The sequence below is a fragment of the Caulobacter sp. GW821-FHT09B08 genome (assembly GCF_059418225.1).
In genome coordinates, this window is record NZ_JBWKPL010000005.1 from 345,373 (window position 1) to 360,301 (window position 14,929).

Sequence of the window (14,929 nt, forward strand, 5' to 3'; positions counted from 1 at the left end):
GGGGCGGACAGACCGCGAAGCGGTCAGGTGGGGCAAGTGAGGGCCAAACTACTCCCGCGTATAGCTCTCCGGAATCTGCGGGTTCGCCCCCGCCTTGCCCCACAGCAGGATCTCGTTCCCCCACGGGTCGCGGAAGGCGTGGTTGTAGCCATTGAACTCGGCCCAATAGTGGTCGCGCCACAGCTCGGTCGCGCCCAGCTTCACGGCGGTGTCCAGGATGCGCTCGGGGGTGTCGTCGTCGCCAATCAGCACCCAGACGCGCGGCTTGCGGCCGTCGGTCGACAGATGGCGGGGCTCGACGCCCGACGGCTCGGGGTGGGGGCGGACATTGGCGGCCTTGAAGATGCCGATGTGCAGGTTGCCGATCTCGCTGTCGGTCCCGTCGCCCTTCTTGAAGAAGCCGCCCGGCACCATGCGGTGGTACTCGCCCTCGGGGCGGGCATCGTTCTGCCAGCCGAACACCTCGGCGTAGAACTTGCCGGCGGCCGACGGGTCTTCGGAAGCCAGGTCGACGAAGATCAGGGTGTTGGTCACGGGTGGTCCTCTTGGACAGAAAAGGGGCCGTCGGCGTAGCCGATCGACAGGGTGAGATCTTTCCAGGCGTCGATGTCGGCCTGCAGGCCGGCGGCAGCGTAGCCGGCGTATTTCAGCGCGTCCTCGCCCAGCAGCAGGTGCAGGGGCGGGGCCTCCTCGTCGGCGATGGTCAGGATGGCCTGTGCCGCCTTGGCCGGGTCGCCTGGCTCGGCACCGGCGTGGTCGGCCATGATCCGTTCGGCGTCGCGGGCCAGGCCGTCATAGTCGGCGATCTTGGTCGCGACGATGGCCTTGGAACCGGTGGAGAAGCTGGTGCGCAGCCCGCCCGGGGCGACGTTGGTGACCTTGATCCCCAACTCCGCGACCTCGGCCGCCAGGGTCTGGGTCAGGCCCTCCAGCGCCCACTTGCTGGCGCAATAGACGCCGGTGCCGGCCCAGACGGCCAGGCCCGACACCGAGGTGACGTTGATGATCCGCCCGCCGCGCCGCGCGCGCATGGCCGGCAGCACGGCCTTCAGCAGGGCCAGCGGGCCGATGACATTGGTCTCGAACTGGACCCGGACCTCGTCCAGCGAGGCCTCCTCGACCGCGCCCACCAGGCCGTAGCCGGCGTTGTTGACCAGAATGTCGATCGCTCCCGCGGCCTTCTCGGCCTGGGCGACGCCGGCTTTCACCGCCGCCTCGTCGGTGACGTCCAGCACCAGCGCGTGGCCGCCCAGCAGTTCGAAGGCGTCGGCGTCCGCCGCCTTGCGCACCGTGCCGAACACGGTGTCGCCGCGCGCTATGGCCGCCAGGGCGATCTCGCGCCCGAGCCCGCCGGAGACGCCGGTGATCAGCCAGGTTTTGGTCATGGAAACTCCAACACTCTCAAACTTGTCATCCCGGACCAGGCCCGTAGGGCCGCCGATCCGGGACCGCCGGAAGCTCGGCGCTCAGGCGTCGGTCCCGGATCTTCGCTGCGCTACGTCCGGGATGACAACCGTGGTGGTTAGTAGGGCTTGTCGCCCTTCACCCACAGGCGGTGCATGGTCCGGAAGTACTTGGTGTCGTCGTACAGCGTGCCGGTGTGCAGGGTGCAGCGGTTGTCCCACATCAGAAGGTCGCCCTTCGACCACTTGTGGGCATAGACGAACTCTTCGCCGGTCATGAACTCCACCAGCTCGTCCAGCATCGCCAGGCCTTCGGGGCCGGGCTTGCCGATCACCTCGGTCACCGTACCGGTCGAGGGCCACAGCGCCTTGCGGCCGTCGGCGGGGTGGGTGCGGATCAGCGGGTGCTCGACGTCCGGATTGGCGGCTTCCAGCTCCGGTGACAGGTTCTGCTGTTGGCCGAACTGGCGGGTGGCCATGAAGTGCTTGTAGCTGTGGTGCAGGCTCAGCGGCAGCAACTCGGCCTGCTTTTCGGGCGAAAGAGCGTTCCAGGCGGCGCAGCCGTCGGCCAGCAGGGTGTCGGAGCCCTCGTCGGGCACCTCCACCGCATAGAGCATGGTCAGCATCACCGGCTCGGGCTTGTAGCTGTAGTCGGTGTGCCAGCCGACGCCGTCGTTATGGGCGCCGATCGGCTTGCCGTCGACCACCCGGTTGCTGAGGATGAAGATCTTCGGATAGCCGGGCAGGGTGAAGCGGGTCTGGGTGTGGTCCTCGGCGTCGCCGAACCGGCCGATGAAGCGCATCAGGTCGTCGGGCGTCATGTCCTGGCCCGGCACCACGACCGCGCCGTGGCGGTGGAAGGCGGCCACCACCTTGTCGATCTCGGCGTCGCTCGCGGCGGTCAGATCGAGGTCGTGGATGCGGGCGCCGAAGCCGGGCTTCAGTTCCGAGATCGTCAGGTCGTCGGCGAGCGTCATGTCCACGGGCGCGGTCCTTTGAAAGCGTTCTGAATCCAACCCTAGGCGGGGTCTTAAGCCGCGTCTTGCCCATACGCGCCCGACCGCTTTCCGTGCGCCTGCTGCAAAGTCGCCGGGCGCCGCAAGCTTGCGCGACTTTTGCTCATTTCCGCCCGAGAACCCGGCGACGCCGCCCGCCGCCCGGGCGACGACCAACTTATCGTGCGCGCTGGTGCAAGACCCTGGGGCGCGCCGAGCCTAGCCTTCGTATCGATCTTGCGAAGGAGCGCAGCCGCCATGGGCCTCACGCCCGCCCCCCATCTCGACGACGCCTTCTTCGACGGCCTGTCGCGCTCGATGCTCGACGTCGGCGCGGCCGAAACCCTGCCGCCGGCCTGCTATACCGACGCGGCCTTCTACGAGTTCGAGAAGGAAGCGCTGTTCAATCACGAATGGCTGTGCGTGGGGCGCACCGACTGGGTGAAGGAGCAGGGCGACTACTTCACCACCACGATCATCGGCGAGCCGATCATCGTCACCAAGAACCGCTCCGACGAGATCAAGGCCATGTCGGCCGTCTGCCAGCACCGCGCCATGCTGGTGGCCGAGGGGCGCGGCAACACCCGCGGCTTCGTCTGCCCCTATCACCACTGGGTCTATTCGCTGAACGGCGACCTGGTGAACGCGCCGGCCATGGAGCGCACCTGCGACTTCAACAAGAAGGCCATCAAGCTGCCGACCTTCAAGGTCGAGGTCTGGCTGGGTTTCATCTTCATCAATTTCGACGCCGACGCGCCACCCCTGGCCCCGCGCCTGACGGCCGTCGAGGGCGCCATCGCCAACTACGACCTGAGCAACGCCCACGGCCTGACCCCGCCGATGACCGGCCAGTTCGCCTGGAACTGGAAGGTGATGTTCGAGAACAACAACGACGGCTACCACGCCAACAAGCTGCACCGCGGCCCACTGCATGACTTCATCCCCAGCGAGCTGTGCAGCTTCCCCGAGGCGGGCGAGGGAGACGCCGGTTTCCTGCGCTACAACGGCACCACCCATCCGGACGTCAGCTTCAACCCGACGCAGAAGGCGGTGCTGCCGATCTTCCCGGGCCTGACCGACGAGGACCGCAACCGCGCCACCTTCGCCAATATCCCACCGACGCTGTCGCTGGTGATGACCAGCGACATGGTCATCTACCTGATCCTGCGGCCCACGGGCCCCGAGACCATGGAGCAGGACACCGGCCTGCTGGTCGCGCCCGGCGCCACGGAGGTGGACGGCTTCGAGGAGCGGCTGGAGATGATCATGACCTCGGCGGGCAAGATCATCGCCCAGGACATGCATGTCGACGAACTGGTCCAGGTGGGCCTGCGCTCGCGCTTCGCCGTGCGCGGCCGCTATTCCTGGCAGGAGGGGGCGCAGGTGCAGTTCAACCGTTGGCTCACGCCGCGCTACCAGAAGACCTGGGCGGCCCAGAAAACCGCCCAAGAGAAGGTTTCGAAAGCTGAGGTTGCCGCATGAGCCGGATGCCCGTCGTCTTCTTCGGTCACGGCAGCCCGATGATCGCCCTGGAGACCAACGACACCACCAAGACCTGGAAGGCCATGGGGGACGCGTTCGGCAAGCCCAAGGCCATCCTCTGCATATCGGCCCACTGGCTGACCCGGGGCGTGGGCGTCACGGCCATGACCGCCCCGCGCACCATCCACGACTTCGGCGCCTCGTTCCCGCAGGCCCTGTTCGACGTGCAGTATCCCGCGCCCGGTTCGCCCGAGTTGGCGGCGCGGGTGCGCGACCTGCTGGCTCCCCAGCCGGTGGCGCTGGACCAGCAGGCCTGGGGCTTGGACCACGGGACCTGGTCGGTGCTGAGCAAGGTCTATCCCGACGCCGACGTGCCGGTGGTCCAACTCAGCATGGACGCCTCCAAGCCGCCGGAATGGCACTTCGAGCTGGCCAAGCGCCTGGCGCCGTTGCGGGACGAGGGCGTGCTGATCGTCGGCACCGGCAACATCGTCCACAACCTGCCGGCCATGAACTGGGGCGAGCGCCACTGCGCGCCGTACGACTGGTCGCTGCGGTTCAACGACTACATCAAGCAGGCCGTCGTCGACGACGCGCCCGAGCGGGCCGTGAATTTCGCCGCCCTGGGCCAGGACGCCGCCAAGTCGGTGCCGACGCCCGACCACTACTGGCCGCTGCTCTACGTGCTGGGCGCGCGCCTGCCGGGCGACGTGGCCAGCTTCGCCCCCGACCATATCGAGCACGGCTCGCTGAGCATGACCTCGGTCACGCTCGCCGCCGCCCACTGACCGGAGACACCGATGCCCTTCATCTGCGAACCCGGCCAGACCCGCCCGGACGTCCTGCCCACCGCCCTGCACACGCTGAAGGCCACGCCGCAGACCATTCACTGGGGCTACTTCGATCCTTCGATCAAGCCGTCGCTGCGCATCAAGAGCGGCGACCTGGTCAGCGCCGAAGCCATCACCCACCACGCCGGCGACGCGCCCGACCTGATGATGGACGAGGCGGTCACCCGCATCTTCACCGAGGTGCCCGAGGACGACCGCAATCCCGGCGTCCACATCATGACCGGGCCGATCTATGTCGAGGACGCCAAGCCTGGCGACGTGCTGGAGGTGCGCTACCTGCGCATGGTCCCGCGCAACAACTACGGCTCCAACCTCGCGGCCAACTGGGGCTATCTCTACAAGGAGTTCGGCGAGAAGGAGCGGGTGACGATCTACGAGCTGGATCAGAACACCAACACCGCCAGCGCCCTCTACGCCTACGACTTCGAAGGCAAGTACCTGATCCCGGGCACGATCACCAACTGCCCCGAGTGCGACCGCCAGCCGGCCCTAGGCGGCGTGCGGGTTCCGGCCCGGCCGCACCTGGGCACGGCGGGCGTGGCCCCGGCCGTCGACGGCCGCGTCAGCACCATCCCGCCCGGCGCCCACGGCGGCAACATCGACAACTGGCGGATCGGCGCAGGGGCGACGATGTACTACCCCGTCCAGGTCGAGGGCGGTCTGTTTTCGATCGGCGACCCCCACGTCAGCCAAGGCGACGGCGAGCTGTCAGGCACGGCCATCGAGAGCTCGCTGAACGTCCTGATGCAGATCGTCCTGCGCAAGGATTTCGTCGCGCCCGGACCTCTGCTGGAGACCCCGAAGTGGTGGATCGTCCATGGCTTCCACGAAGATCTTAACGTGGCCATGAAAGACGCCTCGCTGAACATGCTGACCCTTCTGTCCGACCACGTCGGATTGTCGAAGAACGACGCCTATTCGCTGATGAGCGTCGCGTCCGACTTCGGCGTCACCCAGGTGGTCGACGGCAAGCAGGGCTGCCACGTGCGCATCCCGCGCGACATCTTTCCGAAGATGAAGGGATAGGAGCCTGTCGATGAAGGCCTGGTCGTTCAGCACCGACAGCCATCCCCGCGCCGAACGGGCCGAGGCCTGGCGCGAGGCGATGAGCCGGCTGGGCCTGCCGATCGAAGGACTGCCCGACGCCGAGCCGGCCAGCGCCTCGGTGGTGTGCCTGACATCGCCCCTGGGCATAGAGTTCGCCCTGGTCGAGGCCGGGGCGCAGGCGATCACCGGACGCCTGTCGGGTCAGCCGGCGGCCGTCTGGCTGGCGGTGCTGCTGAGCGGCGAGGCCACCCTGGTCACGGACGACCTGGCCGACGAACTGGCCCCCGGCGACATCGCCTACGGCCCCACCGGCCAGGCCGCCGCCCTGCGCCTAGAGACCCGCTGCCGGCTGATGTTCGTCCGCGCCCCGCGCGTGGCCTTGGACCATCGGCTGATCGCGCCGGTCAATCTGCGGGTCGGGCGGCTGGAGTGCGCCAGCGGCGTGCCCCACATCCTGTCGGGCCTGCTGCGGGCCACGGCCGACGGCCTGGAGGACCTGACCGTCGACCAACTGCGGCCGGTGGAACTGGCCCTGACCGAGTTCCTGTCCATCTGCCTGGTCGAAGGCGGGGCGGCGACCGACATCCTGGCGGCCGGCGGCGGCGCGCCCACGGCCCACCTGCAGCGCCTCTGCCAGACCATCGAGACTCTGCTGCCGGACCCGGACCTGTCGCTGCGCCGAGTGGCCGACGAGGAGGGGGTCTCGCCCCGCTACGTCCAGAAGCTGTTCGCCAGCGCCGACGAGACCTTCAGCCACTATCTGCGCACGCGCAGGCTGGAGCGCTGCCGCACCGACCTGTCCAGTCCACAGCACGCGCGGCTGTCGATTTCCGAGATCTGCTTCCGCTGGGGCTTCAACGGCTCGGCCCATTTCAGCCGGGCGTTCCGCGACCAGTACGGCGTCTCGCCCCGCGAGTTCCGGCAGAGCGCGGCGGCCTAGGGGCGGTCCGGCAGCGCCTCTTCGTCGTTCCGGAAGCGGGGCAGGCCGGCGGCGGCCCGCTCGGCGATCGCCGTACCGCCCGCGTCGTCCGCGGCGATGTCGCCCTGATCGTTCAGGTCAGGCTGGGGTTGGCTCTTGAGCGCCTCGACAAGTCTTTCGGCGTCTCGGGTCGCGGCGTTGGGCATGGCGATCTCCTTCCGACTGGATAGGAAATAGAGCGCGACCGGCGGCGTCGGGTTGCAAGAAACGCCTATTTCGCCACGCCGAACCGGAACTCGGTCGTTTGCCGGAACACCTGTCCCGGCCGCAGCACGGTCGAGGGGAAGTTGTCGTGGTTGGGGCTGTCGGCGAAGTGCTGGGTCTCGATGGCCAAGCCCGCGCCCTTGTCCAGCGGACGCCCCTGGGCGTCCTTCAGCGTACCGTTCAGGCTGTTGGCGGTGAACAGCTGGACGCCCGGCTGGGTGGTGGCGACCTCCAGGGTGCGGCCGCTGGCCGGGGCGGCCATCCGCACTGCGCGGACCAGCTTGCCGCGTCCGCCCCCGTCGACGACGAAGTTGTGGTCCAGGCCATTGGCGAACTTGATCTGCGGATCGTCGCGCGCGACCGCCTCGCCCAGGCGTGTGGGCCGGCGCAGGTCCAGTCCCGTGCCCGCCACAGGCGCGATCTGGCCGGTCGCCAGCTTGCGCGCGTCGATGGGGGTGAAGGCCTTGGCCCGCACCTGGACGGTTTGGTCGTAGACCGTGCCGCCGCCGGCCAGGTTGAAATAGACATGGTGGCTGAGATTGACGACGGTCGGCTTGTCGGTGGTGGCGCGGTAGTCGACCCGCAGGACGTTCTTGCGCGTCACCGTATAGGTCACCTCGACCTTCAGGGCGCCGGGATAGCCGCCTTCGCCGTCGGCGGCCGTATAGGCCAGGGTCACGCCGGCCTCGCCGTGGCGCTGGAACGGGGTGCCGGCCCAGATCCGCGTGGCGAAGCCGGTGGCGCCGCCATGCGAGGAGACGCCTTCGGCGCTGCTGGGCAGGTCGTGGCGCACGCCGTCCAGGGTGAAGCCGCCGTGCGAGATGCGGTTGGCGTAGCGGCCCAGCAGGGCGCTGAAATTGGGCTTGGCCTCGTAGGTCTTCAGGTCCGGCAGCTCCAACGCCACGTTGGCGAGCGCGCCCCGGCGGTCGGGAACCACGACCTGGGCGATGATCCCGCCATAGGACAGGACCTTGACCGCCATGCCGTGATCGTTGGCCAGGGTGAACGCCTCGACGGGCGTCCCGGCGGCGGTGACGCCGTAGGGCGCGCGCGTGGCCTGGGCGGCGAGGGCAGGGCCCGCGGAGGTGATCAGCAAGGCCAGGGCGGCGGCGATCCCGCGAGCTGCGATGGCCATGGCTTCCTCCCGTTCGCCCTTGTCGGGCCTGTTCGTGGAAACCGGTGTCAGCCAAACGGCGGGCGAGATCAAGAGCGCTATGCCGGGCGGTCGCTGGGGAACCGCGCCGAACGTGCAAAACGGGGTCTTCAGCGACAATCGTCCGGCGGCGATCCAGGGCAGGATGGCGGCGGATCGGACCCCGCACCGCCTCCCCGACCCCTGGTCCGGTCGAGAGGCCGCTTTCCGCCCCGCATCGGGAAGCGGCCTCGATTTTTGCCGGCTAGAGCGTGCTCATGCCGCCGTCGATGACCAGCTCGGCGCCGACCGTGAAGGCCGACTCGTCGGAGGCCAGGAACACCACGGCCTTGGCCACCTCGCTGGGCGTGCCGAACCGACCGGTCGGGATCTGGCCTTGGATCGAGCCCGCCACTTCCTTCAGCTGTTCGTCCGAGAAGCCCAGCTTGCCGTAGAGCGGCGTCTGGATCGGGCCGGGGCTGACGGTGTTGACCCGCACGCCGCGCGAGACCAGTTCGCCCGACAGGGTCTTGCCCAGGCTGATCAGGGCGGCCTTGCTCGCGGCGTAGACGCTGGAATTGGGCATGCCGATATGGGCGTTGATCGAGCCGTTCAGGACGATCGAGGCCGGATTGGCCAGGATCGGCGTCAGGGCCTGGATCAGGAACAGCGGACCTTTGACGTTGATGTCGAACACGCGATCGACGCCCGCCTCGTCCCAGGCGTCCAACGGCTTAAGCTCGGCGACGCCCGCATTGATGAAGACGGCGTCGATCTGACCGAAGGCGTCCTTCAGCTTGGCGGCCAGGGCCTTCTGGTCGGCCACGTCGCCGGCGTTAGAGCGCAGGACGATGGCGTCGGGACCTAGGGCCAGGCGGGCCTCTTCCAGGGTGGCGGGGTTCGTGCCGGTGACGGCGACGCGCGCGCCTTCGGCGATGAATTGCTTGGCGGTTTCCAGGCCGATGCCGCTGGTGCCGCCGGTGATCAGGGCGCGTTTGCCGGTAAGACGGGTCATTGCTCTCGAGCTCCAAAATGATCGCCGCAGAAGGGCCGCGATCCGATGAAGCACAGATAGGCCTCAGGGAAATTGGATAAACCGGCCAGGATGTGACAAGATCATTCAGCTTTTGAGAATGATGAGGTCGCGACGTGGATCGTCTGCGCGCTTTTGAGATGTTCGCCGCCGTTGTGGCCAAGGGCGGCTTCGCCCGCGCGGCCGAGGCGCTGGACACCTCGCCGGCCAATGTCACCCGCTATGTCAACGAACTGGAGGCGCATCTGGGCGCGAGGCTCTTGAACCGCACCTCGCGCAAGCTGTCGCTAACGGAAAGCGGCGAGGCGCTGTACGAGCGCTGCCGGTCGATCCTGGAGGAGGTGGCCGAGGCCGAGGCGATCGCCGCATCATCGGCGGTCCAGCCCAAGGGGCGACTGCGGGTCAACGCGCCGCTCAGCTTCGGCGTCCGGCATCTGGCGCCGCTGTGGCCTGTCTTCCTGGAGCGTTATCCGCAGGTCGAGCTGGACATCGCTCTGATCGACCGGGTCGTCGACATCGTCGAGGAGGGTTACGACCTGGCGATCCGCATCTCGCGCGCCGGATCGGCCAATCACGTGGGGCGCAAGCTGGCGACCTCGCGCAACATCGTCTGCGCCTCGCCGGCCTATGTCGCCGCCCACGGCGCGCCCGCCACGCCGGCCGAGCTGAAGGATCACGCCTGCATCGGCTACGCCTATTCGGCCTCGGCCGACGCCTGGAGCTTCACCGACGCGGCGGGGCGGCCCCACATGGTCAAGGTCGAGCCTCGGGTCCACACCAACAACGGCGACACCGCCCAGGCCCTGGCTCTGGCCGGGCAGGGGATCACTTGGCAGCCGACCTTCCTGATCGGCGACGACCTGCGCGACGGGCGGTTGGTGCGGGTGATGCCGGACTACGAAATGGCGCCCATCGATATCCTGGCTGTCTACCCCAGCCGCCGGCACGTGCCGGCCAAGGTGCGGGCGATGATCGACTTCCTGGCCCAGGCCTTCCGAGGAGACGCGGTCTGGGATCGAGGCCTGCCGGCCTGAGCGTCGCGACGAGGCGCTGAAAGGGATCGTGGCGGCAAGGCCGCCGTGCGGACGCCCGAGAGGCTCGAGGGCGATCCGAAAGGCCGCGTCGGCGAGGCGACGGGCGGGCGCTGAGGAGCGCCGGATGAGCGGCCGGCCGAGACCGGCCGCTCGCCGAGGGATTAGCCGTTGACGGCGTCCTTCAGTTGCTTGGCCGGCGTGAAGGCGACCTTCTTGCTGGCGGCGATTTCGATGGTCTCGCCGGTCGAGGGGTTACGGCCGGTGCGGGCCGGCTTGGCCTGGACCTTGAACTTGCCGAAGCCCGGGATCGAGACTTCTTCGCCCTTCACGGCGGCGGTCGTCAGCGACTTGAAGACGCCGTCGATGATGGCCTTGGCTTGAGCCTTGGTCAGCTTGTCGTCGGCGGCTACGGCGGCGTCGACCAGATCCGAAACGTTCATAAATCAGCTCATCTGCTGGGAATCAAAAGAGAACCAACCCTGCCGGGCCAAACGCGCTTTGTCACCTCATGATGAGGGCAGGGGTTAAAGCGTCGTCCGAGCGGGGCGAGTGCGCCTTTGCTGGTCAGAAAAGCCCGCTGCGTCAATAGTTTGTGCGACCTTCGCGCGGTTTTTCGAAGTTCGCGAGAACGTCTCGCCGGCGCGAACGGAAAATTGTGCGGCGCAGCATGTCGCCCGAAACTGCCGGAATCGGTCCGATCAGGCCGCGCGGGCCACCAGTCGCTCGTAGCGCTGCAGGATGCGCTCCAGCGTCGAGCGCTTGATCGGCCGGCCGTCGCGCAGCTTGGTCCAGGTGGTCTCGCTGATCGCGTAGCAGTCGAAAAGATGCTCGCGCGTCAGGGCCGGCAGGCGGGCGCGCAGGCGCTGGACGAGGTCGTGCGGGACGGTGAGGGTTTCGGCCATGGTCGGATCAATCAGGGGGCGATGACGGTGTTGTTGAGCTGGGTGATTTCCAACGCGCCGGCGGGCGGCAGGATGCGGACGCGGTAGCCGCTTTTCCAGCCGGCCTTCAGCGTGACCCGGGCGGTCTTGGGCTTCAGGTCCAGCGGCGCGGGCAGGACGGGCGTCGTGGCGCGGGCCAGTTCCTTGCCCGAGGCGTCCTCGACCACCACCACCGAGGCCGGCGCCGGCTTGGCGCCCAGGCTGTGGACGGTGACGGTCAGGCCCGACTTGCCTGCCTGGACGTCGTCGCGGCCGATCCCGAGGTCGGCGCGTTCGGTCACCGGTATGGCGGCGGGCGTCTTCAGGGTGAACTCCCAGGTCGTGGTCTTGCTAGGCGCGAAGATCATGTCCACGCCGGTGGTGCGTTCGAAGGCCACGGAGGCCTCCGGATCGGCGGCGCCGTCGACGGCGCGCGTCACGCTCCATTGGCCGGCCGCGACATCCCAGCCCGTCATCACGGCATGCAGCGGCTGGTCGGTCAGGTTGTAGCCGGTGACTTTGAAGCTTTTCTGTCCGCCGGTGACCAGTATGCCGACGTCCTCGGCCGCCGTGGGCGTGTCGAAGCGCCAGCTGACCAGATGGCCGGGGAACATCTGGTTCCGCCGCAGAGCCATGCCGCCCAGGCGCGAGCGCTGCAGGATGTCGCTGAACAGCTCCACCCGGTCCGACCACCAGTGGGCCTCGGTGACCATCCACATCCGCTGCTCGGCGGTGGTGATCTCGTCGGCATAGACCTTTTCCAGCCAAGCGGTGTCGCCGGTCGAGCGCCAGGCCTGGTAAAGCAGGAAGGGATCGTCCGAGCCCTTGTCGGCCATCGACTTGATCAGCGGCGTGGCCTGGGCGCGCAGGCCCAGCATGTCGAGGACGTCGCTGTTGAGCTCGTCCAGGCCCCGGCCGGGCTGGCGGGTGATCTGGCCCATGAGGGGGCGCAGGTACTTGTCGTCGCCGGTCCAGCGCCAGGCGGCCCAGAACAGCTGCATGACGGCCACATTGCCCCGACCCTTGCCGGTCAACTCGCCGCGCGCCTCGCCGGTGGCGGCGTTGATGTCTTCCGGATAGCGCCAGGTCCCGTCCGGATCCTGCTTGCCGTGGGCCAGATGCCCGTCGGCCAGGTCGATCACCAGCTTGCGCATGGTGGGATCGCCGTTGAAGTCGCCCAGCAGCAGGCCCGGATGCAGGATCAAGTAGGAATAGGGATGCGACCAGCCCCACGGCCCGTCGCGCGACACGTCGGTGGCCGAGAAGTAGCGGCTGAGCACATGGACGTGACCGTCCTCGCCCTTGTTCATGACGATGGGGTAGGCCCGGGCCGTCTCCATCATCCGCTCGACGACCTTGGGATCGCCGTAGCTTGTGTACATCGCCTCGGCCTTGAGGTTGATCGCCTCCTCGTACGAGTGCAGCTCGTCGGTCTTGATGGCCGACAGGCCGTTGGGGATCATGCCGTTGCGATAGGCCGCGTCGAGCAGGGCGCTCAGCGAGGCGGTGGTCTTGTCGGGGATGTCGCCCATCAGGGCCAGGGGCGGCCACTGGGCGGTCAGGTCGTCGTCGTCCGAGATGCCGCCGCCGAAGTCACCGTAGCTGTCCTGGCGGTTGTCGATCCACCACTCGATGTACTTACGCACCCGCTTGAGGTCCTCGACCTGCAGGAAGGCCCACTTGGGAACCCCCGCCGGTGCGACCGGCAGGGTAACGGGCACGCCCGGCTGTTCGGGATTGAGCTCGGCCCACATCTCGCGGCCGTGTTGGTTTGTGGGATCGACCCGCAACAGGTCCGACAGCTCCAGGTCCAGCCGCGCATAGCGGGCCAGGCGCTTGGTGACGTCCTTTTCCTCGACCAGGAAGGCCAGGTTGTCGCGCGCCTGGGCCAGGCGGTCGGCGACGTGCTCGGCCCTGGCGTCGGCCGAGGGCTTGAACTTCAGGCGCACGGCCATGCCGTCCAGCGCCTTGGCGTCGAAATCCGCGCCGGCCCCGGCGATGGTCAGATAGAGGCTGCGGCCCTCCGGCAGCATCCGGTCGCGGGTGTCGAGGAAGACCGTGCGCGCCTCGCCCGGCTTGACCGAGACATTGACGTCCAGCAGGTCGCGGCCCGGCCACAGCGGGTCCTTGACCTTGATGTTCAGCGGGAACAGCCCGCCGTGGGTTGGCTTGACCTTCAGGGCCGGGATGTCGATGGCCACGCCGTCGAGCCCCGCGTCCATGCCCTGCCAGCCGTACTGGAACTTGCCCACCGGACCGCCGGGACGGGCCAGGCGGAAGTCGGCGGGGATCAGCACGTGCACGATGGGTTGGGCCGGACCGGCGGCGGCCGAGCGGGGCTTGCTGGGGGCGGAGGCGGGGAGGGCGGCCACGACGGTGCGCTCGCCGGGCGCGTAGCGTCCTCTCACATAGGTCGAGAGCTCGTCCAGCGTCGGATAGGCGGCCGGGTCGGCGCCCGCGCGGACCGTGTAGCTCAGCGTGAACTCGTCCGGCTCGGCGGCAGCCGTGACGTTGTAGGCGCCCAGCTCCTGGATCGGGGTCTCTTGCACGACGTTGTCGAACCGCAGCTTGCCGCCCTTTACGGCGGCGAACTGGTTGAAGGTGCGCAGTTCGCCCTTGGCCCGCTTGGCCAGTGGCGTTTCCTTGCCGGCGGCGTCGATGGTGGTCAGTGAGCCGTAGGCCGCGCCCTGGAACTCCAGGCGGTTATAGGGTTCATCGGGCAGGGTGAAGGTGACGGCCTTGCCGCCCTCCACATAGACGTTCCAGTCGGGCAGCTCGAAATAGTCGTGGCGGCCGGGGAGCTTCGAACGATTGTAGACGCCGGGCCAGGTGGTCTCGGGGATGCCGTCCGAGCCCAGGCTCATGCGCTGCCCGCGATCGAACTGGTCGGTGAATTCGACCTTGCGGATCGTGGTCCTGGCGTCGGCCAGGTAGGGCGGCGGATCGGCGGGACGGTTCCAGCCGTAGCGGTAGAGCCAGGTCTTGGCGTCGGTCGCGGCCGGAGCCGGGGCGGGCTCCTGGCCTGCCGCCAGGCCCGCGACCGCTGTGGCGTCCAGGGCGTGGTCGTAGACGCGGATGTCGTCGACATCGCCGCCGCGCACGAACTGGAAGGCGCTCTGCACCTGGTGGGGCGAGATCACCCGGCTGTGCGGGCCGAACTGGTCCAGCCCCGCGTCGAGGGCGGCGGCCTGGACCTTGGAGGCCACCGGCCTGCCGTCGACATAGAGAGCGATCCCCTTGGCCTCGTCCCAGGTGAAGGTGACCAGGATCCACTGGTCGGGCCGGGGCGCGTCGGCCTTGGCGCTGACCCGGACCCGCGAGAGGTTGTCGTCGGTGACGAAGGCGTCGAAGCCCTTGCCGTTCCAGTCGATGCGCAGCCAGGTCATGTCCCAGCTGGTATGGTCGGCATAGCCGACGCGGAACAGCGGGAAGGCCGTGGGACCGACCGGGTCGCGGGCCCGCCAGTAGAAGCTGAGCGTGCCGCGCTGGGCGTAGATGTTGCCCGGCGCCATCCAGCTGAGCGTCTCTTCGCCGGCCGCCTCGATATAGGCGCCGCGCGCGGGGTCGGTCTTGATCTTGACCTTGTCGGCGAAGTTGGGCGCGGCCACGCCGCCGGCGAGGTCGGCGGTCAGGCCCTTGTCGCCGGTCAGATGGAACAGCAGGCCGTTGTCGGCGGCGGGTTGGATAGGGGTCTGGGCGAGGGCGGGCGCGGCGTACAGCGCGGCCGACAGCAGCAGCGCGGCCTTGAGGGTCTGTCTTGCGCGGGCCATGCGCCCTCCCGTCTTCGCTCGTACCGAGTCTGTTATGGAAACCGGTGTCATTCAAAGCGGCGCCAAAATCAAGGCGCCG

General features: G+C 68.4%; 14 protein-coding genes. 5 read left to right on the top strand and 9 right to left on the bottom strand.

Annotated features, from left to right (window positions below):
- Nucleotides 1–48: 48 nt before the first annotated feature.
- From AC07OA_RS16735 to AC07OA_RS16745, 3 genes are all read right to left on the bottom strand, one after another.
- On the bottom strand, nt 49–534 hold the full coding sequence (locus tag AC07OA_RS16735; protein WP_494664939.1) for a VOC family protein: 486 nt from the start codon (nt 532–534) through the stop codon (nt 49–51).
- Entirely contained in the window at nt 531–1,385 is an 855-nt protein-coding gene (locus AC07OA_RS16740) for an oxidoreductase (RefSeq protein ID WP_494664940.1), read from the bottom strand. Before AC07OA_RS16740 ends, AC07OA_RS16735 begins: the two co-directional genes overlap by 4 nt.
- A 137-nt stretch (nt 1,386–1,522) precedes the next feature.
- Nucleotides 1,523–2,380, bottom strand: coding sequence for a TauD/TfdA dioxygenase family protein (locus AC07OA_RS16745; protein ID WP_494664991.1), 858 nt, complete (start codon nt 2,378–2,380; stop codon nt 1,523–1,525).
- Between the two features lie 276 nt (nt 2,381–2,656).
- Here AC07OA_RS16745 and AC07OA_RS16750 point away from each other — a divergent pair, with 276 nt between their 5' ends.
- Genes AC07OA_RS16750 through AC07OA_RS16765 form a run of 4 tightly spaced genes read left to right on the top strand, consistent with a single transcriptional unit; the run spans nt 2,657 to nt 6,718 of the window.
- Nucleotides 2,657–3,880 carry an aromatic ring-hydroxylating oxygenase subunit alpha gene (locus AC07OA_RS16750; protein WP_494664941.1) on the top strand — a complete coding sequence of 408 codons (1,224 nt, stop codon included), beginning with the start codon at nt 2,657–2,659 and terminating at the stop codon, nt 3,878–3,880.
- A complete protein-coding gene (gene ygiD, locus AC07OA_RS16755) occupies nt 3,877–4,668 on the top strand; it encodes a 4,5-DOPA-extradiol-dioxygenase (RefSeq protein ID WP_494664942.1) in 792 nt (263 codons plus the stop codon). Before AC07OA_RS16750 ends, ygiD begins: the two co-directional genes overlap by 4 nt.
- A gap of 12 nt (nt 4,669–4,680) precedes the next feature.
- Nucleotides 4,681–5,757 carry an acetamidase/formamidase family protein gene (locus AC07OA_RS16760; protein WP_494664943.1) on the top strand — a complete coding sequence of 359 codons (1,077 nt, stop codon included), beginning with the start codon at nt 4,681–4,683 and terminating at the stop codon, nt 5,755–5,757.
- A 10-nt stretch (nt 5,758–5,767) separates the two neighbouring features.
- On the top strand, nt 5,768–6,718 hold the full coding sequence (locus tag AC07OA_RS16765) for a helix-turn-helix domain-containing protein (protein ID WP_494664944.1): 951 nt from the start codon (nt 5,768–5,770) through the stop codon (nt 6,716–6,718).
- Here the strand turns inward: AC07OA_RS16765 and AC07OA_RS16770 are convergent.
- From AC07OA_RS16770 to AC07OA_RS16780, 3 genes are all read right to left on the bottom strand, one after another.
- Entirely contained in the window at nt 6,715–6,903 is a 189-nt protein-coding gene (locus AC07OA_RS16770) for a hypothetical protein (protein ID WP_494664945.1), read from the bottom strand. The genes AC07OA_RS16765 and AC07OA_RS16770 overlap by 4 nt on opposite strands.
- A gap of 65 nt (nt 6,904–6,968) precedes the next feature.
- Nucleotides 6,969–8,096, bottom strand: coding sequence for an aldose epimerase family protein (locus tag AC07OA_RS16775; RefSeq protein ID WP_494664946.1), 1,128 nt, complete (start codon nt 8,094–8,096; stop codon nt 6,969–6,971).
- A gap of 262 nt (nt 8,097–8,358) precedes the next feature.
- Nucleotides 8,359–9,108 carry an SDR family oxidoreductase gene (locus AC07OA_RS16780; RefSeq protein WP_494664947.1) on the bottom strand — a complete coding sequence of 250 codons (750 nt, stop codon included), beginning with the start codon at nt 9,106–9,108 and terminating at the stop codon, nt 8,359–8,361.
- Nucleotides 9,109–9,242: 134 nt separating this feature from the next.
- Here AC07OA_RS16780 and AC07OA_RS16785 point away from each other — a divergent pair, with 134 nt between their 5' ends.
- Entirely contained in the window at nt 9,243–10,160 is a 918-nt protein-coding gene (locus tag AC07OA_RS16785) for a LysR family transcriptional regulator (RefSeq protein WP_494664948.1), read from the top strand.
- 161 nt (nt 10,161–10,321) lie between these two features.
- On the opposite strand, the gene AC07OA_RS16790 is transcribed toward AC07OA_RS16785, so the two are convergent.
- From AC07OA_RS16790 to AC07OA_RS16800, 3 genes are all read right to left on the bottom strand, one after another.
- Entirely contained in the window at nt 10,322–10,600 is a 279-nt protein-coding gene (locus AC07OA_RS16790; RefSeq protein ID WP_494664949.1) for an HU family DNA-binding protein, read from the bottom strand.
- 258 nt (nt 10,601–10,858) lie between these two features.
- Nucleotides 10,859–11,062 (bottom strand): hypothetical protein, encoded by a 204-nt coding sequence (locus AC07OA_RS16795; RefSeq protein WP_494664950.1) that lies wholly within the window; start codon nt 11,060–11,062, stop codon nt 10,859–10,861.
- 11 nt (nt 11,063–11,073) lie between these two features.
- Complete coding sequence (locus AC07OA_RS16800; protein WP_494664951.1) at nt 11,074–14,850, bottom strand: LamG-like jellyroll fold domain-containing protein; 3,777 nt, start codon at nt 14,848–14,850, stop codon at nt 11,074–11,076.
- Between the last annotated feature and the right edge of the window lie 79 nt (nt 14,851–14,929).